General features: G+C 48.8%; 16 protein-coding genes. 12 read left to right on the forward strand and 4 right to left on the reverse strand.

All coding sequences use genetic code 11. The features are described 5' to 3' along the window. Positions 1-62 precede the first annotated feature (62 nt). The 7 genes from AC58UX_RS04290 to AC58UX_RS04320 all read left to right on the forward strand — a co-directional run bounded on the left by AC58UX_RS04290 (position 63) and on the right by AC58UX_RS04320 (position 12,809). Entirely contained in the window at positions 63-5,858 is a 5,796-nt protein-coding gene (locus AC58UX_RS04290; protein WP_497249849.1) for an S-layer homology domain-containing protein, read from the forward strand. Positions 5,859-6,017: 159 nt separating this feature from the next. Further along, positions 6,018-7,343, forward strand: a complete 1,326-nt coding sequence (locus AC58UX_RS04295; RefSeq protein WP_497249850.1) for an ABC transporter substrate-binding protein — start codon at positions 6,018-6,020, stop codon at positions 7,341-7,343. Between the two features lie 81 nt (positions 7,344-7,424). Further along, the gene (locus tag AC58UX_RS04300) at positions 7,425-8,294 is read left to right on the forward strand and encodes a carbohydrate ABC transporter permease (protein WP_497249851.1); all 870 of its coding nucleotides are present in this window, start codon (positions 7,425-7,427) and stop codon (positions 8,292-8,294) included. A 4-nt stretch (positions 8,295-8,298) separates the two neighbouring features. Beyond that, the gene (locus tag AC58UX_RS04305; RefSeq protein WP_497249852.1) at positions 8,299-9,126 is read left to right on the forward strand and encodes a carbohydrate ABC transporter permease; all 828 of its coding nucleotides are present in this window, start codon (positions 8,299-8,301) and stop codon (positions 9,124-9,126) included. Between the two features lie 132 nt (positions 9,127-9,258). Then, positions 9,259-11,040, forward strand: a complete 1,782-nt coding sequence (locus AC58UX_RS04310; protein WP_497249853.1) for a sensor histidine kinase — start codon at positions 9,259-9,261, stop codon at positions 11,038-11,040. Positions 11,041-11,047: 7 nt separating this feature from the next. Further along, positions 11,048-11,839, forward strand: a complete 792-nt coding sequence (locus AC58UX_RS04315) for a response regulator transcription factor (protein WP_497250066.1) — start codon at positions 11,048-11,050, stop codon at positions 11,837-11,839. 61 nt (positions 11,840-11,900) lie between these two features. Next, positions 11,901-12,809 carry a phytanoyl-CoA dioxygenase family protein gene (locus AC58UX_RS04320; protein ID WP_497249854.1) on the forward strand — a complete coding sequence of 303 codons (909 nt, stop codon included), beginning with the start codon at positions 11,901-11,903 and terminating at the stop codon, positions 12,807-12,809. On the opposite strand, the gene AC58UX_RS04325 is transcribed toward AC58UX_RS04320, so the two are convergent. The 3 genes from AC58UX_RS04325 to AC58UX_RS04335 all read right to left on the reverse strand — a co-directional run bounded on the left by AC58UX_RS04325 (position 12,806) and on the right by AC58UX_RS04335 (position 14,749). After that, complete coding sequence (locus tag AC58UX_RS04325; RefSeq protein WP_497249855.1) at positions 12,806-13,660, reverse strand: helix-turn-helix domain-containing protein; 855 nt, start codon at positions 13,658-13,660, stop codon at positions 12,806-12,808. The two genes, AC58UX_RS04320 and AC58UX_RS04325, sit on opposite strands and share 4 nt — an antisense overlap. Before the next feature lie 132 nt (positions 13,661-13,792). Beyond that, entirely contained in the window at positions 13,793-14,527 is a 735-nt protein-coding gene (locus AC58UX_RS04330; RefSeq protein ID WP_497249856.1) for a hypothetical protein, read from the reverse strand. Positions 14,528-14,542: 15 nt separating this feature from the next. Next, the gene (locus AC58UX_RS04335; RefSeq protein WP_497249857.1) at positions 14,543-14,749 is read right to left on the reverse strand and encodes a hypothetical protein; all 207 of its coding nucleotides are present in this window, start codon (positions 14,747-14,749) and stop codon (positions 14,543-14,545) included. 170 nt (positions 14,750-14,919) lie between these two features. Here AC58UX_RS04335 and AC58UX_RS04340 point away from each other — a divergent pair, with 170 nt between their 5' ends. From AC58UX_RS04340 to AC58UX_RS04360, 5 genes are all read left to right on the forward strand, one after another. Next, entirely contained in the window at positions 14,920-16,014 is a 1,095-nt protein-coding gene (locus AC58UX_RS04340) for a glycosyltransferase (protein ID WP_497249858.1), read from the forward strand. Continuing rightward, entirely contained in the window at positions 16,011-16,631 is a 621-nt protein-coding gene (locus tag AC58UX_RS04345) for a glycerol-3-phosphate acyltransferase (protein WP_497249859.1), read from the forward strand. Before AC58UX_RS04340 ends, AC58UX_RS04345 begins: the two co-directional genes overlap by 4 nt. A gap of 157 nt (positions 16,632-16,788) precedes the next feature. Then, on the forward strand, positions 16,789-17,352 hold the full coding sequence (locus AC58UX_RS04350; protein ID WP_497249860.1) for a hypothetical protein: 564 nt from the start codon (positions 16,789-16,791) through the stop codon (positions 17,350-17,352). A gap of 501 nt (positions 17,353-17,853) precedes the next feature. After that, positions 17,854-18,498 (forward strand): PAQR family membrane homeostasis protein TrhA, encoded by a 645-nt coding sequence (gene trhA, locus AC58UX_RS04355; protein WP_497249861.1) that lies wholly within the window; start codon positions 17,854-17,856, stop codon positions 18,496-18,498. A 180-nt stretch (positions 18,499-18,678) separates the two neighbouring features. After that, positions 18,679-20,112 (forward strand): HEAT repeat domain-containing protein, encoded by a 1,434-nt coding sequence (locus AC58UX_RS04360; protein WP_497249862.1) that lies wholly within the window; start codon positions 18,679-18,681, stop codon positions 20,110-20,112. A 127-nt stretch (positions 20,113-20,239) separates the two neighbouring features. On the opposite strand, the gene AC58UX_RS04365 is transcribed toward AC58UX_RS04360, so the two are convergent. Beyond that, positions 20,240-23,002, reverse strand: coding sequence for a collagen-like protein (locus tag AC58UX_RS04365; RefSeq protein ID WP_497249863.1), 2,763 nt, complete (start codon positions 23,000-23,002; stop codon positions 20,240-20,242). Positions 23,003-23,151: the final 149 nt, after the last annotated feature.

Genomic DNA, 23,151 nt, shown 5'->3' on the forward strand with positions numbered 1-23,151 from the left:
CGCCATTCATCCCTCCTATAATTAAAAATGATACAAAATGTAGATTACGAGGGGGCGAACGTATGCGTTTGAAAAGCATGTGTGCAAAGCTTGTAGTTGCCATGCTTGTGGTGTCATTGCTCATGGGTGGGTTTGTAAGCACGCCAAAAATGAAAGCGGAACCAATTTCGGCACTGACTTCATTTATTACCCGATCCGGTGATCAATTGATGGATGGCTCCAACGAATTTCGTTTTATTGGCGCCAATGTGCCGACACTCACCATGGTGGAAGACGGCTATTGGCAGGTTCCCACACAATGGGAGCAGCGCGATGCATTTAAAGCTTTGCAGCAAATGGGAGCAACAGCAACGAGAACCTATGTCCTTTCGGTTAAAAAGGATACCGACTACCCAGGCATGATTCGCCATGTCATGGGGCCTAATCAGTTCAATGAGCAAGCGTTTGTTGCGCTGGACCGTGCGCTGGCCCTTGCGAATGAGTACGGAATTCGTCTCATTATCCCCTTCGTGGATCAATATGAATGGTGGGGCGGCATTGGCGAGTATGCTAAGTTCCATGGAAAGAGCAAAGATGCTTTCTGGACAGACACGGAAATCAAGAATGACTTCAAAGCAACGATTAACTATGTATTGAATCGTACCAACACCATCACAAATGTGAAATACAAGGACGATCCTGCCATTCTCGCTTGGGAAACAGGGAATGAACTAACACCTCCAACCTCCGCATGGACAACAGAAATGGGTACTTATATCAAAAGCATTGATTCTAAACATCTGCTTATTGATGGCAAATACGGTATTGATGCCAGCTCGCTGGAGGCAAGTTCACCGATTGATATCGTCAGCAATCATTATTATCCCAATCATTATGCGAGTTTTGCTTCTCAAGTGAACATTGATAAGAACACAGCAAGAGGAAAGAAGCCTTTTTATGTAGGGGAATTTGGCTTTATTCCAATGACGGAATTAACACCTTTTTTAAACAATGTTGTTGAAAACGGTACCAGCGGTGCTTTGATCTGGAGCCTGCGGTATCACAGTGAGGACGGCGGCTTTTTCCGCCATACGGAAGGCACGTACGGTGGCACCTTCTACGAAGCGTACAAATGGCCAGGCTTCCCAGCCGGTGAACAAGGCTTCCAGGAATCAACGGTGCTTAGTCTCCTTCGGGATAAAGCATACGCCATTCGCGGCATTTCAAAGCCGCCATTACCTGTGCCTGAAGCGCCTGTCATGCTGCCGATTAACACCGTTTCACGCATTGGCTGGCTGGGTTCAACAGGTGCAACGTCCTATACAGTCGAACGCTCCGTGTATGCGAACGGTCCTTGGAATACGGTCGGCGCTCAAGTCTATGACGCGTACAAAACAGATTTATTCGACGATATGACCTCGGTTACGGGGGCAACGTATTTCTATCGAACGAAGGCGAGAAATACGGTCGGCGAATCGACCTATTCTCCTGTGCTAGGTCCTGTCATCGCGAAGCATGCCATTCAGGATGAGCTTATTGATTACAGCAAAATGTATCAATTCTCAACGGATTTGAAATTCACGACAGATGACTTGGATCCTGCTTTATTTGGCGGAGATCATTATCGACTTAAATTGCAGCCGAATGCAGCCAATCAATTCGTAGCTTATGCGCTCCCTTCGACGGCGACGCAACCTACTGCGCTGCGAGCATTGTCCTTACAGGTGTCTGCATTCCGTAACACGGCTCAACCCGCAAATGAATTTAAGTTCTGGATTTCTGCGGATGGGACAAATTACACGGAGCTTCAGGTGGATAAATCGTCTGCAGGCGGCGGTGAGTGGCGTAAAGTTGTGTACCATACGAGTACATTGCCTACGGATGCGAAGTACTTTAAAGTAACCTTCCCTGAAGGGGATGGCGATGCGCAATTAGGCGATATTGAGATCGAATACAATCATACAAGCGGAGAAGAGCTGATCTATAAGGAAGCTATTTCAAGCGTTGCGATCACCAATGGTGTGCTGACAGATGAAATGAATAATATGTTGAAAATGGCAGACCACACGCCTAATCTGGGATTTGAATCCGGCGGAACTTATTTTGGTGGCGATTTGAAACGGTTAGTCAGAACGGCAAACAACGCGGAATCGTTTGTATACCACACAGCGGGGGATATGAATTATTTCATCATGACGAGCTTTGCAAGGCAAGAACCTAGTAAGTACCGGCTGCCGAACTTCACTTTTTTAACATCATCTGATGGTGAACATTATACGAATGTTAGTAATAGTGAGATAAGTGAGGTGCCTGGCGAGGGGTGGTGGAGCCGGATGGTTTACACAGCCTATACCTTACCAGCTGGAACAAAATATTTAAAAATAGTTTACCCGGTTATTCCGGCGAACTACGCTTCTGAATATTGGAGTCCGCAAGTAGGGCGCATTCAAATTGGCGTAGGCTCAGAAAAGCTAGAAAAGCCTATCAACGTAAAAAGCGATGTCATTGAAAACTTCGAGAGCTATACGGGCTCAGACAGCATGTTGAAAAGTGCTTATACCGTTAATCCGGGGGGATCACCGCTTGGTTTGAATTTGGATAATGTTCATAAATCCGAAGGGAATTATAGCCTGAAATTAACCTCCTCGCTGAGTGCAGGCTGGGGCGGGATGGAAAAGCAGATTACGAATACGAATTGGTCTGGCAGCAGCGGTATTTCCTTCTGGGTTCAGCCTGCCGAAGCGTACACAGGTATTTCGATTCAATTCAATGAAGGCAGTGCAACGAAAGGTGAAGTTTGGAAAAAGGATATCCGGGTATCAGGCATTGAACCACAGTTGATACAGTTGCCTTTTAACCAGTTCTATGTGCCTGATTGGTGGAAAAACTCACATCAAGGCGTGGGCAACAATGTGGTTGATCTTTCGTCCATTACAACATTTAGCATCAATATTGATGGAGCAAGCAATGTCACTCGTTCTATTTACCTGGATGATTTTCGATTGTACAAATCACCTGTTGTAGATAATTATGAAGGCTATGGTTCGGATAATACGAAGCTGAGAGCCCAATATAAGCGCAACAGTGATGGCGATCCGATGACAGTGACATTGGATGCCGAGAATAAACAATCGGGTGCATATGGGGCTAAGCTTGACTTTGAAATGACCGCAGCCAAAGGATATGCGGGTATAACCAAATCCATCGGCGGTGCGGATTGGTCAGCCAACAATGGTATCCAGCTATGGATGAAGTCAGGGCAAGCAGGACGCGGCGTTACGGTTCAATTGAAGGACGCAACAGGCGAGTATTGGGAAACCGATGTGTTTATCAATCATACGGATGGAACCCTTATGAACATCCCTTTTGGTGCTTTCCATTTGGCGGGATGGCAATCGGTGACTGTTGATGGGAAACTCGATCTAACGTCCATTTCAGAGTTTTCGATCTATGTGAATAGAGGGTCTATTGGAAATGGTGCGGGCACGCTGTATGTCGATGATATTCAAGCGGCAGCGCTTCGTGAAATCGACAATTTCGACTTCTATTCAAATGATGCCAGGGTGCGAGCCGATTATGTGAAAGCAGCAGACGGCGATGAGATAACCGCTTTTATGGAAAATAGCATCAAGCAGGCGGGGAATCATGCGCTTAAACTGAGCTATAGCTTGACCGCAGCGAAGGGCTATGCCGGCGTCAAACGGACGCTTGGCAAGCTAAATATCGCCAAAGGCGGCAATGCCATTTCCTTCTGGCTGAAGTCGGATAGCGTCGGACACGGACTTACATTCCAATTGACAGAAAGTGACGGCGATATTTGGGAAGCGCAGACAACGATGACTTCAACAGAGGCTGAAGTTATTCAGATTCCTTTCGGTGGATTCGCACGCAATCAAACTTGGTCGAAAGGTGATGGCAAGCTGAATCGAGCTGAAATAGCATCCTATGCGATTTTCGTAAACAAAGGGAATGGGCAGGCGGGGTCGAATACCATTTATTTGGATTCTATTGCCATTGATCAAGTGCCGACCATTGATAATTTTGACTATTATGGCGGTGGCGAACTTGTAGCTGGCGGCGCGTATTCAACGAATAAAGACGGTGGCTCGGTGACATTAACACCTATGGGGGATCAGAAAGAAGCGGGACCGTTCGGAGGCAAGTATGTTTATGAGCTGCCAACGGCGTCTAAAAATTTTGCTGGTGTGAATAAAAAGCTAGATGAGTTGGACTGGAGTGACTATGAAGGCATTCGCTTCTGGCTGAAAAAGGATGCATCGAACCGTAAATTGACGATTCAGTTCCTGGAGTCGGATGGTTCGGCATGGGAAACCTATATTGAGTTAAATAATAATAAATCAGGTGTCGTCAAGCTGCCATTCACTGGGTTTACGAAGGCGCCTTGGAGTTCAGCCGGTGATCGTATCATCGATTTGGATGCCATCAAAGAGTTTTCGATTTATGTGAATCAAGGCGCAAGTGGTACGCTCGGCCAAGGAACGCTGTATTTTGATACGATTAAGGTTTATAAAGCTGGGGAGGAGCCAGATCCGGTAGTTCCAGTAGATCCTGGCACTTCTTCAACTACTATAATTCCTGCACCAACCGTAGTTGAAAAAGACAAACAAATCGAACTCACGAATGACGCGTTTAAATTTAAAACCATTACGGATGGCGATGGGAAAACTGTGCAGCAAGCCACCATCCAAGAGGACGATTTGAAGAAGGCATTGGAGCTTCTGGTGAAGAAAGAACAAGGGACGCCGATTGTATTGAGCTACAACTCATCCGACGTTGATGAAATCGTCATTCCAAGCGGTGTGCTGTCGGCAGCGCTGCAATCGAACCCTGACCTATTCGCTAAAACACTCATCACACTGAACAACGATGTAGGTTCCTACTCAATTCCGCTCAGCATCCTTAGCAACCCTACGGTGCTTAAATCGATTGGCACATTCACCGAGGACGCTTCCTTGCATATTGCCATTACGCCTATATTAATAGAGCAAGAGGAACAGATTCGCAAAGCTGCTGAAAAGCAAAGAGTGACATTACTCGGTAATCCCGTATCTTTCCGCCTGCTTGTGACAAGTGGTGGTAAGCAAACGGAGATTGACAATTTTGGCTCGCAGTTCATCACGAGAAGTATCTTCGTGAATGGTGTCAACGATCTGTCCACAGCCACAGTTGTCGTAATTGATGAAAAAACAGGCGCAATGACGTTCGTCCCTGCGACATTCATGCAGCATGAAAATGGCGTAGAAGCGGTGCTAAGCCGGAACGGGAATAGTGTGTATGCGATCGTCTCCCATCGTGCCAGATTCGATGATGTTCCATTGACACATTGGGCTGCATCTTCGATTGAAGCATTAGCTTCCAAGCTGCTGCTGAATGGCATGACGGACACGACGTTCGCACCGGATCGCGCGGTTACACGAGCAGAATTCATCACGATGCTGGTCAAAGCGCTGGGGATCGTTCCGTCAAAAAGCTCGCAAGCGATCTTCGCTGATGTAGGCTCGCAAGATTGGTATGCATCTTCCATTCATGCTGCGCATGAGCTGGGCTTGGTAGACGGCTTCGAGGACCACAGCTTCCAGCCGAATGCGACCATTACGCGGGAGCAAATGGCGGTGATGCTCAGCCGAGCCTTAGCATTCACGAAGCTGTCTCAAACCGTGAAGCCAGCTGCTGCACTCACCTTCACAGACGCTGCTCGTGTCTCATCTTGGGCAGAGGCATCGATCCGTCTAGCGACAGCCGCAGGCTTGTTAAGCGGCAATCCCGACGGATCGTATCGCCCTCAAGCCCAGGCAACACGTGCTGAAGCTGCCGTTGTCTTTTATAACCTGCTGCATAAGCTGGGCAATGTAAAGTAAGTAATTGGGGGCTTCGGCCCCCAATATATGTCCGTATTTCCACCGAAAAGTGGAAATACAGTACAAGGAAAAACAAATGCGTGCCATTTTACTGGACTCTTAGGCGTTTTATAATGAAAATGTAAGCGCTACACAAACTAGTTCATTGGGGGAAATAGGATGAAGAAGACATTAGTAGCCACAACGTCGATTTGCTTGTTAGCAACGTTACTTGCAGCGTGCGGATCGGAATCAACAAAAACAACCGCTAGCCCATCACCAGAAGCGAAGGCAACAGCAGCAGCAACTGCTGCGGCAGCGACGGAAGCTCCAAAAGCAGCGAATCCGAACGATGATATTAAAGGCAAAATCGTGTTCGCAACGAATCGTACAGACTTGATTGATACGAAGTTGAAAGAATATAAAGAAGCGTTCAAGAAAAAATACCCGAACGCTGACGTGGAATTTGAAGCGCTGAAGGATTATGAAGCCGCTATCAAATTACGATTGGCAACGGCAGAAGTGCCGGACGTTGTTTTGATTCCGAACATTCCGAATACACAGCTCCCTGATTATTTTGCTCCGCTGGATGATCTCGGTCTGAACGATAAAATCCGCTTCAAGGACTACAAAACAGCGAACGGTGGCACGTATGGTCTCGTAACAGGCGGTTCCACAACTGGTATTGTGTATAACAAGAAGGCGTTTGCAGATGCAGGCATCACAGCGCTTCCGAAAACGTTGGATGAATTCTACGCAGCATCCGAGAAGCTGAAAGCAAAGGGAATTGTGCCACTTGCAACCAACTACAAGGACAAATGGCCGCTTTATACATGGCAGCACGTAGCCGTCGCGATGTCGGGTAATCCGAACTTCTGGAATGATCGCATCAAGCAAGAGAATGCTTTTGACCCTAATGGTGCATTCGCTAAATCCCTGGGCATCCTCAAAACGATGATTAGCAAAGGCTATGCGGAGAAAGACATTAACTCCACGAACTGGGAGCAATCGAAGAAAGATGTAGCGTCTGGGAAAATGGCGATGTATCTATTGCCGAACTGGGTGATTCCACAAGTTATTGAAAATGGTACAGTAAGCGCAAACGTTGGCTTCTTCCCAATGCCTTTCGATAACTCCGGTAAGTTAACTACGCTAATGACACCTGACTATTTCTATGCGGTAAGCAAGAACAGCAAAAACCTCAAAACGGCGAAAGCTTTTGTTAAATGGCTGATTGAGGATTCCGGGTATGATGATTTCGCTGGTTTCATTCCATCCTTGAAGGATAAGAAGTCCTCCGTTACACAATTGTCTGATTTCCTAGCTACAAAAGACCTGAACTTCGTTGAAATCGCAGCTGATAACAGTGACGCAATGGCGATTCAAAACAAAGCGCAAATCGATTTGAACGATATCGCTCAAGAAGTTGCAGTGACCGACGTTGCTAAAGTATTCGATAAATATAACAAGAAATGGGTAGAAGCGAAAAAAGCGCTCGGCAAATAATAACGTACCGTAAGAGGGCTGAATGAGACCTTGAGAGCATTCAGCCTCTCTTTTCAAATTAAAGAGCAATGAGGTATGGAGATGAGCTACCAACAACAAAAAATCACTTTGATCGTATCCTTCCTAATCGTCCCCCTTGTACTGCTGCTGACGTTCACCTACTATCCGGCTATGAGGCTTATTTATTTAAGCTTCACGTCATGGGATGGACTAACACCGGTTAAAACATGGGTTGGATTTCATAATTACCGAGAAATCATGGGAAATCTAGAAGTATTCTATATCTTCCTTCATAACGTTGCCTACTTTGTAGGCGGCATTTTGCAAAATGTGGTTGCCTTTTTCTTTGCTGTCCTGTTGAACAGTAAGCTCAAGGGGCGCAACGTGTTTCGAACAGTGCTATTCTTGCCTTACATTATGAATGGGGTCGCCGTAGCGTTCATGTTTGGTTATGTTTTTGATACGAATATGGGTTCATTGAATTATTTCTTAAGTCTGTTAGGAGTAGAGCCAGTTTCGTGGTTAGGTAAGCCCGGTCTCGTTAACATCTCATTAGCTTCAATTAGCGCGTGGAAGTTTATGGGTTTCAACATGGTCGTCTACTTGGGGGCACTGCAGTCGCTGCCGGAAGATCTCTATGAAGCAGCCAAAATCGATGGAGCACGAAGATTACAAGTGCTTCGCTACATTACATTACCTGGTATGAGGAAAATTATCGAGCTTAATCTGTTTCTGACGGTAATTGGGGCTTTAGAGGTATTTGATCTCCCCTTCGTTCTAACCAAGGGTGGCCCTTTGTCGGCAAGTAAAACGTATGTTCAGCAAACAGTGGAGACCGCGTTTCAATATAATAATTTCGGACTCGCGTCAGCGATGAGCGTTCTACTCATGATCGTTGTCATTGCCGTAGTATCCGCACAACGTAGAATTGTCGGAGGAAAGGAGGAGTAACACCATGAAACCAAGACCGATCACATCGACAGTGAAATATGCGCTTTTGTCCTTCGCCAGCTTGATCATCTTCTTTCCTTTGTACATTTTATGTGTAAATGCATTTAAGGGAAGTAAGGAATACGGCACATCCAGCGCGTTTTCACTGCCGAACTCCTTTCTTAATTTTGATAACTTCCAGCTTGTATTTGAGCGTGGGAATCTGGGGCAGGCTTTTCTCAACACAACAATTGTGATTGGTTTATCCTTGCTTGGTAACATCGTCATGGGAACCATGGTGGCCTATGTACTCGGGCGGTTTAAATTCCCAGGTCGCTTCCTCATTCTCGGTCTATACACGGGTGCAGCAATCATTCCAGTGATTACGACGCAGGTGGCGATTTTCTCGATTATCAAATGGTTGGGATTGTTCAACACCCATTTCGCTCCAGTGCTCTTGTACATTGGTGCCGATGTGGTCCAGATCTACATATTGCTCCAGTTTATTCGGAACATTCCTTATGAGCTTGATGAAAATGCGATGATTGAGGGGTTATCCTTGTATGGCATTTTCTATCGCATCATTATACCGCTGCTTACACCAGCCATCTCGACAGTCATTATTTTAAAAACGATTTCCATTTATAACGATATGTACACGCCATATTTGTATATGCCTTCGCAGAAGCTAGGTGTCGTTTCGACCACATTAATGAAATTTACGGGCACAAATAGTGCCGAATGGCAGTTGATCTGTGCAGCCATTCTTATTATTTTACTGCCAACCGTCGTGCTGTACTTGTTCCTACAGCGGTATATTTTCTCCGGAATTACGAATGGTTCGGTGAAATAACATGCTAGCAGGACACCTCTAGGCTAGAGTCGAAATAGTAACCCAAGGCCCTTGTTAGGAGCCATGGGTTTTCTTGGCTTTTTTAAAAAGAAAGGGCTTACATTCCTGTGAAAGAGCTGGGGGGAACTTCTTGTGCTAAGCGATATATGGCATTGGATTGTGAGGTTGTCACTAACTAAAAAGTTGATAACGGTTTTTGTTATTTTAATCACGGTGCCGATTGTAACGATTTCAATGATTTCCTATTCGAGTTATTCCAAGTCAATAGAAAAGAACACGGCCCTCTATGTGAACCAGATTTCGCAGAAAATTTTGGAGCGGGTAGATCAGTACGTTTCGGATATTAAGCGTGTGACGGGCAGTCAAATTTATATGCAGGATATTCAGGAGTCCCTAGCTAATCCGGCGAAAACGGTGGAAGAAAATAACCGTCTCCAGAACTTTGTTAAAGGTTTGAACAGTCTGAAGAATGATACGGAGTCTGTGTACATTTTCGATAATTATGGCAATATGTACGACAGTACGAAAAATGATACGATTCGGGAGAACATCCGGCAGCAGGCCGTGGATTTACGCCAACAAGTGCGCAATGCGCAAGGTTCCTCTATTGTGATCTCCACGCAGAAAATAAGGGTAGGTCAAACGGACAAATATTACTTTTCCATTGCCCGTGAGCTGAAAAACACGAATTCGTTGGAAGGCATCGGGATGATTATATTTGATTCTCGCATTCAGGTTATCGCTGACGCAGTGCGCGAGCTTGATGAGGTAACCAAAGGCCGAACGATGGTGATCGACGATCAGAATACAGTCATTTATGATAGCGAGCAGAGATGGATTTCGACGAATGTAGCGAATAATGAGCTCGTTCAGAAAGCGGTTGGCGCGCAGGGCAGCTTTAAGGTGACGCTGGAAGGCAAATCGTATTTAACCTCTTATACGACCTCAGAAGTGACGGGCTGGAAGCAAATCGTTCTCATCCCGGTGGATCATTTAACAGAGGAAACGAGGGTGACACGGGATTTCACGATGATTCTCGTTTTACTATCGATAACAGCAGCTTTAGTCACATCCGCCATTATTGCAATTGCTCTGACAAGGCCGTTAAGGACTCTAATGAGGACGATGAAGCAGGTCAATAAGGAGAATTTGAACGTCCAAATACCGGTGAAATACTCGGACGAGTTTGGTATATTGGCGAAGCATTTTAATAATATGATTAGAAGAATTAACGAGCTGGTGGAAGAAGTCTATCAGACGCAAAATCGCAAACGAGAGGCTGAGCTCAGGTCGCTGCAGCATCAAATTAACCCTCATTTCATCTATAACACGTTGGAAGTGATTCGTATGACGGCGGAGGTCAAACGCGATTATGAGATTTCGGAAATGACCTATAATTTGGGCGAGTTGCTGAGGTATGGCATTTTGCGGGGGACGGATCAGGTGACGATTCATAAGGAATTCGATCATTTGGAGAAATATGTAGCGCTGCAAAACTTTCGATTCTCTAAAGATATTCAGCTAGTATTGAACATCAATGAGGCGCATCTGAGCTACCCTGTTATTAAACTATTATTTCAACCGATTGTGGAAAATGCGATACTGCATGGTTTTGAAATGAGAGAAGAGAATTGCCTCATCACCATCACTTCTTATGAAGAAAAGCAGGCGATCTATTTTACGGTTCAGGATAATGGGTGCGGAATGGATGAGGCGCAGTTGAAAATTATTCGAAATGCATTGCTAGGCGTACAGCAAGAGAATCGATCCAACATCGGTATTGCTAATGTGAATGAGCGCATTATTTTGCAATATGGTGCCCCATTTGGCTTGCAAGTCAGCAGTGAAGTCGAGGTCGGCACAACCGTTACGATTGTACTACCTGTTCTGGAAGCTTGGAAGGAGAGTGCCTAAGTTGCAAATGAAAATGTTAATCGTCGACGATGAACAGCGCATTCGGCTTGGTCTTCAGGCCATGGTTGAAGGGATGGATTTGCCCATTGAGATTATAGGCTTGTGTGCGAACGGCATTCAAGCGATGGATAAAATGAGCGGATGGGAAGCGGACGATTGCAAGGTGCTTCTAACCGATATCAAAATGCCAATGATGGACGGCATGAAGCTTATAGAACGAACAAGAGCGGATTATCCGGATGCTCATATTATTCTACTAAGCGGATTTAATGAATTTGAGTATGCACGTCAAGCGATTCGGTTTGGGGTAGAAGAGTATTTGTCGAAGCCAGTGAACAAGAAGGAGCTGTTCCAAGTTTTAAAGCGAGTGGCGGAGAGTTTACCGTTGTCCGATTCCTCTGAGAAGGATGCTAGTGATCCCTTGCCTATCGAGCCTAAGGAGCATAAGAGACAGATCATTGCCGACGTCATTCGCATACTGGAAGCGGATCTTAATCAGGCCTTCGATTTGAATGAGCTGTCAGCGAAAGCAGGCTTGAATCCAAGTTATTTATGTAAGTTGTTTAAAAAGGAAACGAACAAAACCATCACGGACTATGTAACGGATTTGCGGATTGAGAAGGCGAAGCATATTTTGGAAGATCATCCCGATGTGAAAATGTATGAGGTGGGCTCATTAGTAGGCTATTCGGATCCCGTTTATTTTACCAAACTATTTAAAAAGTCAGTCGGCAAGACGCCGAAGGAATATCAGGCTGGTCAGTGTGCTTTTGGCAACCATAATACCTGTTTAGACTAAAGATTTTCTCAGCATGTTGCAGTAAAGTTAAGGTATGAAACAGATCTGAGGGGGTTATCGTATGAGCCAACAAGAGATTCAAATACCTGAAGCTAATGCTTTGCTGCAAGATGTGATTACAGATGAGCAAGCGCAATTTTTCTTGGACAATGGCTTTCTCGTCATTCGAAATGTAGTCATTGGGGAGGAGCTTCGCCTTCTGCAGGAGCAAACGATGAAAGACGTAGAAATTGGAATGGCTGGAAGCGAGGATGAAGATTATAAGTATCGTGTGAGGAAGAACGGCGAACGCAAATACTGGCGGACGGAGTATATTATCGACAAGCAAGAAGCGAATAAAGTTCTGCTTGCTCATCCGTTCATCCTGCGATCTGTCGAGAAGATTCAAGGGGTTAACTTCATTCCGACGTGGGATTCCTTAGTTGTCAAAATCCCGAACCAAGCAGCCAGCGTGCCTTGGCATCGTGACGCCTTAGTGCCTGAGGGCTGTACAGATCCGCGGCCGATCTTTAATGTTGATTTTTATTTGGATGAGGCGGATCTGAAGTCATGCTTATGGGTGATTCCTGGAAGCAACCATTGGGCTGCTGAGGATGCGGAGGAGCGCTGTGCGCGACCTGGCTTCGATGTCAGCGATGCTGTGCCTGTGCCGATGAATCCCGGCGATGTGATTTTCCACAACATCCAGCTGCTTCACGGGTCTCCTGAAGGAGATGGTAATGCGCTTCGCCGTACCGTGTATTACGAGTTCCGTCCAGGTGAGATCGAAGCCGAGTTTGGCCCGCATACGTTGGAGTATCTGGCATTGAAGCAGCATATGCTTGTGGATTGTATTGAAAAACGCAGCGAAGCCGCTTATATATCTGGTGAGACGCCTTATGCGTATCAGCCGCAGGGGGCATTTGCACTTGGCCGCAAGCAGGTGCCAAAGACGTATCGTTACTCGCATGGTGAGTATTGGCGGGGTTAGGAATAGATTAAATTCGCACAAAACTGGGTTAAACTTTGCCCAGTTTTTTTCTTGAACATACGTCCGAATGTATGGACATCGGAGTAGCCCACGCGATCCGCAATTTCACTGAAGGAGAGCGAGCTGTGGATGGCCAGCTCTTTTGCTTTGTTGATGCGGATCCACGTCAAATACTGCATCGGCGACATGCCAACGTGTTGGCGGAACAGGGCCAAGATGTAGTTCTTGCTGAGGCCGGAAACGTCCTCCAGCTCTTTAATTTGAATCTCCCGGCTGTAGTGCTCGGTGAGATAGTTTTTAATGAGGACAAGCTTCGGCATGGTGAGCGCATCGGTTTTGGTGCGGGTTGTGCCGGAGTCGAGCGCTTCGGCGGCTTCCGCCAGAATGCGCATGAGCAGGCTTTGGCAATGCATCTGGTGGACAAGTCCAGGCTGGCGATAATGGGAAACCAGCTGCGAAAGCATCGTTTCGACTGGATGATCCGCAAAGTTGCCAAGGATATGCTTATGTTTAAAGATCTCCTCATACGGAAAAGAAGATGTACCAAAGTGAAAGACCAACGAAATACACACATACGGGCTGTGGTCTGCCTTAATGATCGAGTGTCGCTCGTTGGGACGATGAAACAAGAGATCACCGCGGTGCGTCTCGTACGGATTATCGCCAACGGGGTAGTGGGCAAAACCATCCACCACATATTGCAGGATATACTGTGTCATTACCCGATCGCGGATAGCCCAGCCCTGTGGAGCGTGAAACATATGCGCTAACGTAATATATGGCGGGAAATAGTAGTCCGGCAGCATGCCAATCGTTTCCGCAGGCTGCATCGTGTCCAGGTTGGGCGACATGGGATCAGCACCTTTCTATAGCTCTATTGTAGCATGAAGGTGTGAAATGTGTGGAGTGCCTTTGGCAACTGGTGAGGCTTATTGAAGTGCAAAAAAACTTCAGCCCTCACAGGGCTGAAGCTCTATCAAAATCTATTCCGTCACCTTCTGCATCTTACCTGGATTGTTGATCTTATAAGGCACCGGATGCTTGCTCAGCTTCTTGGCAACGATTTTGCACTCGAACGTGACGGTGTCGCCAACGGCGAGATCAAGTTTTTTGAGCGTGGCGCTGTGGCTCGACCACGCGGTGCCGACTTCGATGGCTGGCTCCAGAATCGAAACGGCTTCATAGATGATGACTTCATCATCTGTGTCTGAGAAGTTGTTCGGCACGGTCGTAAACTCGGTAACCGTTGCCTTCATTTTCACTTTTTCTTCAGGAAGCTCCAGCTTAGGAGCTTTCTCTTTTTTCGTTTTCTCCTTCGCGGGAGCTTTCTCTTTAGCAGGTGCTTTCTCAGCGGAAGCGACTTTTGCTTCTTTGGCCGGCTTCTCTTCTGGTTCAGCAGTCTCAGCTTCGTCTACGTTAGCAGCATCTTCAGCCAAAGCAGCGCCACGCGGGCTATAGTTCGCGGCCTGCATTTCCTTCAAATAGGAAGGATGAATGCAGTGCAGCTGCTTCGTATCCAATTCTATTACAGCCGTCATAGGATCGACTAACCCAACAATATTGCAAGCAACATTGAGGTTGTTTCCCTTATAATAGAAGGCTTTCGCTTTTACCGCTTTTTCAGAAACTAAACCCCATTCCTTACATTGCTCGATCAGCTCGGACTCTTCATCAAAACGAGTAAACGCAGCTGGTTGAATAGCGAACGCATAGTCCATATATGATCAACCTTTCTATTCGTTTTCATCCTCTTCCAAATCTTCCTTGTCCACGAGACGGAAATCATCGGTTTTTTCGCCATCTTCCCAAATTTCCACGAAGAGTGCATCACAATTTTCAAAATCAGCCGGCTTGAACGCCAACGCTTTTTCCTCGTCGGGACCGACATACACATTCTCAAGTGTTTCCCCATCAAAAGAGAGGATGACATAAATTTTCATAGTTAAAGATGCCTCCATTAAGGTGATAAGCATTATTATACCATACCGAGTGAATTGTTCGCATGAAGAGCGATTGAACTTTCATATACATCTATATAGCCTGTATGACCGGATCAAATAAGGGTTCGTCAGGATCCGCTGACAGCGGGATGTGAAGGAGGGTTCAAAAGATGGCGCTTCTAATCATATGTGTTCTCGGGTGTGTGTCTGGTTTCATCATTTTTAGGAAAAATGTGGTACCACGCAGCACGGATCAAGCTCTGACTGATGTTAAGCTGTCGATTATTATTCCGGCTAGGAATGAAGCGGACAATCTCCCTAACCTGCTGCATACGTTAAAAATTCAAACCTTAAAGCCCTATGAAATTATTGTCGTTGATGATTTTTCAGATGACCATACGCGGGAAATCGCTGAAAGCTATGGGGTAACAGTAATTTCAAATCCGAAGCTGCCGGACGGGTGGACGGGCAAAAACTGGGCCGTCTGGAATGGCTATTCCCAAGCGACAGGGGACCTCATTGCATTATTGGATGCAGATATTCGCTTTGCGCCTCGAGCATTAGAATGTTTAGTAAACGCACGGAATAAATTAGGAGGGGTGCTATCTGTTGTACCCTACCATTATACGGAGAACTTGAGAGAGAGACTGGCGCTCATCTTCAACGTGCTCGGCGTATATGCGTTTACTTCTCCTTTTGAAAATAAGAATGACCAAAAAGGACTCTACGGGTCCTGTATTTTAACGACTAGGGCAGATTACGAATCGATTAAAGGCCATGAAGGCATCAAATCGGAAATGTTGGATGACCTGAATCTCGGTGCCACATATGCAAAAGCAGGCATCCCCGTGAACAATTTTATCGGCTATGGACTGGTCTCTTTTCGAATGTATCCGGAAGGTTGGAAGAGCCAAATCCAAGGCTTCGGCAAAGGCGCCGTCCTAGGAACGTCTAAGCTCAAAGCAGGTACACTCACGCTTACCGCGATGTGGGCCATCGGGTTGATCCTCTCGTCAGCTTTCCCATTCCTCCTATATACTTCATGGGGTGTTCCTCTGCTAGTTGGCTATCTCATCTACATGGCGCAGCTCTTTTATTTTGTAAAATACGTTGGTATTTTTGGCATAGTCACGCCTGTGTTGCACATTGTGTCAACGTTATTTTTCATCATGGTCATGCTGTACTCGATGTATCAGGTCGTATTTCTAGGACATGTAGCCTGGAAAGGGCGGCAAGTCAAAGTAGGAAGCAGGCGAGAGCAATGATCATCGTTTGGACAATTTGTGCATTTGTATCGGGTGCGCTTATGTTTAGTTACTGGCTTGGCCAGCTAGCTCGGAAAAACCTGAGAAGCGTCGGTGACGGCAACCCTGGTGCCCTCAATTTGTGGAAAGCAGCGGGGTATCGGCTGGGTATTGTCGGGGTTTTGCTCGATTTTTTGAAGGGATATCTGATCATTCGGTTGGCTGCGGAGGCAGGCGGGATGTCCGGGTATGGGATGATTTCGATTGCATTGGCCCCGATATTCGGGCATGCGTTTTCGCCTTTTTTGCGTGGAAAAGGGGGCAAAGCCATCGCCGTGACCTTCGGCGTCTGGAGCGGATTGACACAGTTTGAAGTGTCACTTGCGCTGGCAGTCATTCTAGCCGTTATGCTTGGTGGCATGAAGTTGATCAACAAATGGAAGCCGATCTCGTCGGAGGCAGATGGTCAGCAGGTCGTGATCGGCATGCTGCTTTTAGGCGTTTATCTGTATGCGAGGGATGTAGCTGCCATGCTGTTCTGGGTGTGGCTGGGGAACACGCTTTTGATTATGTGGAAGCATCGAAAAGAGTTGTCTGCGTTGCTGCGTAGAAGGGATAAGCGGCAGGGGGAGTCATAGCGCTGATGATACAAGAATGAGAAGTAAGTTTATTTTGCTAGGTATCATGGAGTTTGCTATTGTAAATATATGGTTTATTTTTGCGTGAAACACACGCCGCTAGTTCCTTTTCATAGGAGCTGGCGGCGTTTTGTTTTTTTTAGGAGGCGGTAGTGGGATGTCGAGCAGGAGTATGATAGCTTTTGGAAATAGCAAGTTAAAGGACGCGAGTGGTCAGAGGTTGGAGATGCTGCGAAGGGATTTGACAGGAACGAAGAAACTGTTGGAAGTGCTGCTTCCGGTAGTTGGGTCGTTTGAGGGTTTGGTGCTTGAATTTGAGATGTTAAGTTTGTCTGGTGTAAAGATATATGGAGATGTATTTCATCCTAAGCTGCGTATTGTGTTCGAGGAGGACAGCTTTGTCACGCATGCCGAGAAGATTACGAGAGACCGATTCTCCTTCGAAAGAGCGCGTGCGCGCTCAGTTGCCATACTCGGATACACGTACTTTCCATATAGCCGGGACGAGTTGGAGAAAAAGCCGAGTTTCTGCCAAAGAAACCTGTATGAATTGATCGGCCGCATTGGGACCGTGGAGGGTGCCGGTTTGTATCAGCTGCCAGTGTTGGAGCGGGAGGTTTTGAGGTGTGCTTTGTTACGGTATGAATCTTTTCAAGTGAGTGACGTGTGCAATTGGCTTCAGCTTGGAAGGGAAAGAACTGCTTCGTCCCATTGGCGGTAGTTTAGACAGAGGTTATAAGTTCATGATTACTGAAAAGGCCGTAGCTCTTTTGCATGGTAAAAAAGTGAGCTAAGCAGGTTGGTTAGTCGGTGAAACCGACTAACTCAGGTTCTTCAGTAGCGAAAGGAGGAGAGATAGTCGTCGAAACCGACTAACTCGGGTGTGCCAGTGGCGAAATGAGAGCAGATAGTCGTCGAAACCGACTAACTAGGGCGTACCTGCGGCAAAAGGAGAGCAGATAGTCGTCGAAACCGACTAACTCGGGTGCGCCAGTGGCAAAAGGAGAGCAGATAGTCGTTGAAACCGACTAACTCGGGTGCGCCAGTGGCAAAAGGAGAGTAGATAGTCGTCGAAACTGACTAACTGGGGCGCGCCGGCGGCAAAATGAGCGTAGATAGTCGGTGAAACCGACTAACTCGGGTGTTCAAGGGCAATCCCCCCATACATATGCATCACTTCCTTGGGAAAAACTAGGATACACACGAAAGGAGTGCCTGCCCAATGGAGGATCAACTTGCACGCAAAGAAGAACGCTTAAATACCGTCAGCCATGGGATCGGCGTGTGTTTAAGCGTTTATGGGCTCGTGCTGCTGGTGCAGAGGTCAGCGCTTTTTGATGATTGGTTATACACGGTGAGCAACGTTATTTTCGGGGCTTCATTTTGCCTGCTGTATGTGTCCTCGACACTGCTGCATGGCGTGCGTTCACCGAAGTGGGCAACGCGCTTCGAAAAACTAGACCACGCTGCGATATTCATCGCGATGGCAGGCTCTTATACGCCGTTTTTACTTATAACGATTCAAAGCCGACTTGCCATCGAGCTGCTCATCCTCATTTGGGCGCTAGCCTTCGGCGGTGTGCGATATGTGCATTTTATCATTGGGCGATTTATGCCATGGGGGCTGCTGTTTTATTTGGGCATGGGCGCATTCATGATGCTCTTCATCATGCCCTTGTATGTGCGGCTTCCCCACATGGCGTTTGCTTGGCTGGGGCTCGGATTGCTGAGCTATCTCGTGGGTGTCCCTTTTTTCCTCTGGCGAAAATTACACTATCATCATACAATCTGGCATCTGTTTGTGCTGGCTGGAAGTGCCTGCCACTTTATCTCCGTGTATAGCTATGTAATGCCCGCACTTTTATAAGCTAGGTCAGATCCGATTAATACGAGAGTCCTAATGCTCATCTCTAGCAAACGAATGTGGATAATAATACCTTAATTTTGTGCTAATACGAATTAAGATTGTTTATTTAATGTCTCGAGCTTCGTTCATATAATAAAGGCATGGATCACTCATTCCTTTCATGCCAAGGAGGCAGAGACAATGCAAAGCAACGCACCTTTATTATTGAATGATGAGCAAATGAGAACGTTTATTACGAATGGCTGCCTGATTCTTAAAACAGATTTTCCACGTGAATTCCATGAAAGTTTAGTAGAGCAGTTGAATACGGTGTATACCGAAGAGGGGAACCCGGGGAACAATCTTTTACCTCGCATTCGCGAGCTGCGCAAAGTATTCGACCATCCGGTTGTGACAGGTGCGCTCACGAGTGTGCTCGGACCTAACTATATGATGCATGCGCATCGACATGGTCATTTCAATGCCTCAAGCGTAGCTGGTGGTTGGCACAAAGATAGCTACTGGGGTTATGAAAGAATGCGCAATCATCATCCACAATGGGCCATGATTATGTATTTCCCGCAGGATACGCCTGTGGAATTAGGGCCGACGGGCATTCTACCAGGAACGCAAAACTATGATACACGTACCTTTGAAGGAAATGAGCCTGCAGGCGAGGTTCTGGCGAGTGGGAGAGCGGGAACTTTCGCGTTGATTCATTACGATATTTGGCATCGTTCTACGCCGAATGTGCTTGGGCAGCCTCGTTTTATGTTGAAGTTTGAATTCATGCGTACGGAAATGCCGGAATCACCAAGCTGGAACAATCAAGAGCGGGAATGGCGCAAACCTGAAGGCCTGCAGCTGCCGATTGGTGAACATGATCGGATGTGGGAAGAGACGTGGAATTGGCTGTTTGGACAAGTGGGGAGCATCGCAAATACTGCCAAAACCGTTGCATCGAATCCGGATCGGATCAAGGAGTTGGCAGCGGAGCTCCGCAGCAGTAACGAGCCGAATGCCATTAACGCGGCTTATGAGCTTGCCGCAAGCGGGCTAGCCGGCGTAGAGGCATTATTCGAAGCACTTCGTGGAGAAAACAAAAATGTATCGCGCACGGCTACGTATGGTTTGTCTGTAGCGGGAAGGGACGCAGTCAATGGCTTGCTTGCCACTATCACAAATGAAGAGGCAGAACCGAATGCGGAAATCATTGCGCGCGCAGTGTTCGCGTTAGGTGAACTACGAGGGCTTGCCAGCGAGGCGATACCTGCGCTTGTGAATCTGATGCAGCATCCGTCGGACACGGTTCGCTGCGCTGTCGTTGATGCTCTTGGTCTGACGGAAGCCGACCAGGACCAAGTCGTCGCCTGCTTGGCAGAGGCGCTGCAGGACAAAAGCGCACAAGTACGTTTTATGTCCAGCTTGTCCTTGTCCCGATTAGGGGCAAAGGCCGAGGCAGCGATTCCGCAATTGGAAATCGCGTTGGATGATGAGAACCGCTACGTACGTGCGCATGCAGCGGAATGCTTGCACTACATCGGAACGGAGCGTGCGAAGGATACGCTGATTAAGTTCCTGCTGAACGCGCGTTGGTGTCCAACGACGACAGCGAAAAATGCGTTTTATCCGTAAATGTATTCAAGAACGAAAGAGAAAACGATCAATCCCTATGATAATGGGGATTGATCGTTTTTTGATGAATGTGAGCCAGTTTAAGTGATAGGCTAGGAACGCAAGCTACTCGCAAATTTAATAGATGCTAACCTAATCTTTTGATAAGAACAGAAGCATTTGCATTTATTTGTGTGCCACCGGCTAATGTCTGAAGAGTGATAGCAGCAGCTGAACTATGATTTCGCAGAGTTATAAAATCGCCAGCCACTAAAGCGACTATTACCTGACCATTGTTTTGCTGAGTGCCTGCTCCTGAACCATAAACGGAACCCAAAACCAAGGAGTTATTTAAAAATAGTGCGAATTGATTGGGTTCTACACCTGAGATGGAATAGTTAACCTCATAGTTACCAGGAATGGGGTTGGTAATAAAGATCTGAGTTGATCCGGAAGCATGTGTAATACCTGATGAAATAATACCATTTGTATCAAAACTTACATCAGCCTCTAGTGCAACCACTTGAGCACCCAGATTATAAATGTACCCGAACTCGGATACCGCCGCAGCTCCTGTGGCTCCTGTTGGACCGGTAGCTCCAGTAGCTCCCGTAGCGCCGGTAGCTCCTGTTTCACCTGTTGCCCCAGTCGGCCCTGTAGCGCCAGTCGGTCCCGTTGCGCCGGTAGCTCCTGTTTCACCTGTAGCGCCAGTCGGCCCTGTAGAGCCAGTAGCTCCTGTTTCACCTGTAGCGCCAGTCGGCCCTGTAGAGCCAGTAGCTCCAGTAGCTCCAGTTGGACCCGTAGCCCCAGTCTGCCCCGTCGCGCCAGTAGCGCCTGTTTCACCAGTAGCGCCAGTTGAACCTGTCGCGCCTGTAGCTCCCGTGGCCCCGGTAGCGCCAGTCGGTCCTGTAGAGCCTGTAGCTCCTGTAGCGCCTGTAGCGCCAGTTGGACCCGTAGCCCCAGTAGCTCCTATTTCACCTGTAGCCCCAGTCGAACCCGTCGCGCCTGTAGCCCCAGTCGAACCCGTCGCGCCTGTAGCTCCAGTTGGACCCGAAGCGCCAGTCGGTCCAGTAGAGCCGGTAGCTCCTGTTGCACCTGTAGCCCCAGTCGGCCCTGTAGAGCCAGTAGCTCCAGTAGCTCCAGTTGGACCCGTAGCCCCAGTCTGCCCCGTCGCGCCAGTAGCGCCTGTTTCACCAGTAGCGCCAGTTGAACCTGTCGCGCCAGTAGCTCCCGTGGCCCCGGTAGCGCCAGTCGGTCCTGTAGAGCCGGTAGCTCCTGTTGCACCTGTAGCCCCAGTCGACCCTGTAGATCCAGTAGCCCCAGTCTGCCCCGTCGCGCCAGTAGCGCCAGTTGAACCTGTCGCGCCAGTAGCTCCCGTGGCTCCGGTAGCGCCAGTCGGTCCTGTAGAGCCGGTAGCGCCTGCTTCACCAGTAGCGCCAGTTGAACCTGTCGCGCCTGTAGTTCCCGTGGCCCCGGTAGCGCCAGTCGCTCCTGTAGAGCCGGTAGCTCCTGTTGCACCTGTAGCCCCAGTCGACCCTGTAGATCCAGTAGCTCCAGTTGGACCCGTGGCCCCAGTCTGCCCCGTCGCGCCAGTAGCGCCAGTTGAACCTGTCGCGCCAGTAGCTCCCGTGGCTCCGGTAGCGCCAGTCGGTCCTGTAGAGCCGGTAGCGCCTGCTTCACCAGTAGCGCCAGTTGAACCTGTCGCGCCAGTAGCTCCCGTGGCCCCGGTAGCGCCAGTCGGTCCTGTAGAGCCGGTAGCTCCTGTTGCACCGGTAGCCCCAGTCGAACCCGTCGTGCCGGTAGCCCCTGTTGGACCCGTATCCCCAGTTTCACCAGTGGCCCCAGTCGAACCAGTAGCGCCTGTTTCACCAGTAGCGCCAGTTGAACCTGTCGCGCCTGTAACTCCCGTAGAGCCGGTAGCTCCTGTTGGACCTGTAGCCCCAGTCGCACCCGTAAAACCGGTAGCCCCTGTTACACCAGTAGCCCCAGTAGCACCGGTTTCACCTGTGGCGCCTGCCGCGCCCGCGACGCCTGTCGCGCCTGTGGCGCCCGCGACGCCTGTCGCGCCCGTCGCGCCCGCCGCGCCCGCGACGCCTGTCGCACCCGTGGCGCCTGCCGCGCCCGTAGCGCCTGCGTTGCCCGTCGCGCCTGCGCTGCCCGTTGCGCCCGCGACGCCTGTCGCACCCGTGGCGCCCGCCGCGCCCGCGACGCCCGTGGCGCCCGTTGCGCCTGCCGCGCCCGCGACGCCTGTCGCGCCCGTTGCGCCTGCCGCGCCCGCGACGCCCGTCGCACCTGTCGCGCCCGCGACGCCCGTCGCACCCGCCGCGCCCGCGCTGCCAGTAGCGCCCGTTGCACCCGTTGCGCCCGCGACGCCCGTCGCACCTGTCGCGCCCGCGACGCCAGTAGCGCCTGTGGCGCCCGTCGCACCAGTGACGCCCGTCGCACCAGTGACGCCCGTCGCACCCGTGGCGCCCGCTGCGCCCGCGACGCCTGTCGCACCCGTGGCGCCCGCCGCGCCCGCGACGCCCGTGGCGCCCGCCGCGCCTGTAGCGCCTGCCGCGCCCGTGGCACCTGTCGCGCCTGCTGCACCCGCCGCGCCCGCGACGCCCGCTGCGCCCGTAGCGCCCGCGACGCCTGTAGCGCCCGTAGCACCCGTAGCACCCGTGGCGCCCACTGCGCCTGCCGCGCCCTCTACGCCTGTCGCGCCCCTACTGCCCATCGCACCAGTAGCACCGGTAGCACCTGTTGCCCCCGTCGCACCTGTGTAGCCCGTAGCCCCAGTGTCACCAGTCGCCCCTTTGGGTACGTTAATAATAATTTCAGGGGTAGGGCACTGTAGGTGAACTTTTTTCTTTTTAATGACTACTTTACCAGTGCATTTCTTTCTTTTCTTGAGAGGGCAAACGACCAATGATTTTCTTTTGCATTTATTGCATTTGTTATTTGGCCTACATTTTGAGCAACTCAAAATAGGCACCTCCACATTTTTATTCGTATAGCTTCATACTATGTGGGTTGTCTCATATCGGTATGGACAAATAGTAACAAATACGCAAGGTA

The organism is Paenibacillus sp. J22P90 (assembly GCF_059692195.1).

What these genes read in the sequence shown, in the direction of transcription:
- AC58UX_RS04290 (WP_497249849.1), top strand. Translation starts at nt 63, where the DNA reads ATGCGTTTGAAAAGCATGTGTGCAAAGCTTGTAGTTGCCATGCTTGTG.
- AC58UX_RS04295 (WP_497249850.1), top strand. Translation starts at nt 6,018, where the DNA reads ATGAAGAAGACATTAGTAGCCACAACGTCGATTTGCTTGTTAGCAACG.
- AC58UX_RS04300 (WP_497249851.1), top strand. Translation starts at nt 7,425, where the DNA reads ATGAGCTACCAACAACAAAAAATCACTTTGATCGTATCCTTCCTAATC.
- AC58UX_RS04305 (WP_497249852.1), top strand. Translation starts at nt 8,299, where the DNA reads ATGAAACCAAGACCGATCACATCGACAGTGAAATATGCGCTTTTGTCC.
- AC58UX_RS04315 (WP_497250066.1), top strand. Translation starts at nt 11,048, where the DNA reads ATGAAAATGTTAATCGTCGACGATGAACAGCGCATTCGGCTTGGTCTT.
- AC58UX_RS04320 (WP_497249854.1), top strand. Translation starts at nt 11,901, where the DNA reads ATGAGCCAACAAGAGATTCAAATACCTGAAGCTAATGCTTTGCTGCAA.
- AC58UX_RS04325 (WP_497249855.1), bottom strand. Translation starts at nt 13,660, where the DNA reads ATGTCGCCCAACCTGGACACGATGCAGCCTGCGGAAACGATTGGCATG.
- AC58UX_RS04330 (WP_497249856.1), bottom strand. Translation starts at nt 14,527, where the DNA reads ATGGACTATGCGTTCGCTATTCAACCAGCTGCGTTTACTCGTTTTGAT.
- AC58UX_RS04335 (WP_497249857.1), bottom strand. Translation starts at nt 14,749, where the DNA reads ATGAAAATTTATGTCATCCTCTCTTTTGATGGGGAAACACTTGAGAAT.
- AC58UX_RS04340 (WP_497249858.1), top strand. Translation starts at nt 14,920, where the DNA reads ATGGCGCTTCTAATCATATGTGTTCTCGGGTGTGTGTCTGGTTTCATC.
- AC58UX_RS04345 (WP_497249859.1), top strand. Translation starts at nt 16,011, where the DNA reads ATGATCATCGTTTGGACAATTTGTGCATTTGTATCGGGTGCGCTTATG.
- AC58UX_RS04350 (WP_497249860.1), top strand. Translation starts at nt 16,789, where the DNA reads ATGTCGAGCAGGAGTATGATAGCTTTTGGAAATAGCAAGTTAAAGGAC.
- trhA (WP_497249861.1), top strand. Translation starts at nt 17,854, where the DNA reads ATGGAGGATCAACTTGCACGCAAAGAAGAACGCTTAAATACCGTCAGC.
- AC58UX_RS04360 (WP_497249862.1), top strand. Translation starts at nt 18,679, where the DNA reads ATGCAAAGCAACGCACCTTTATTATTGAATGATGAGCAAATGAGAACG.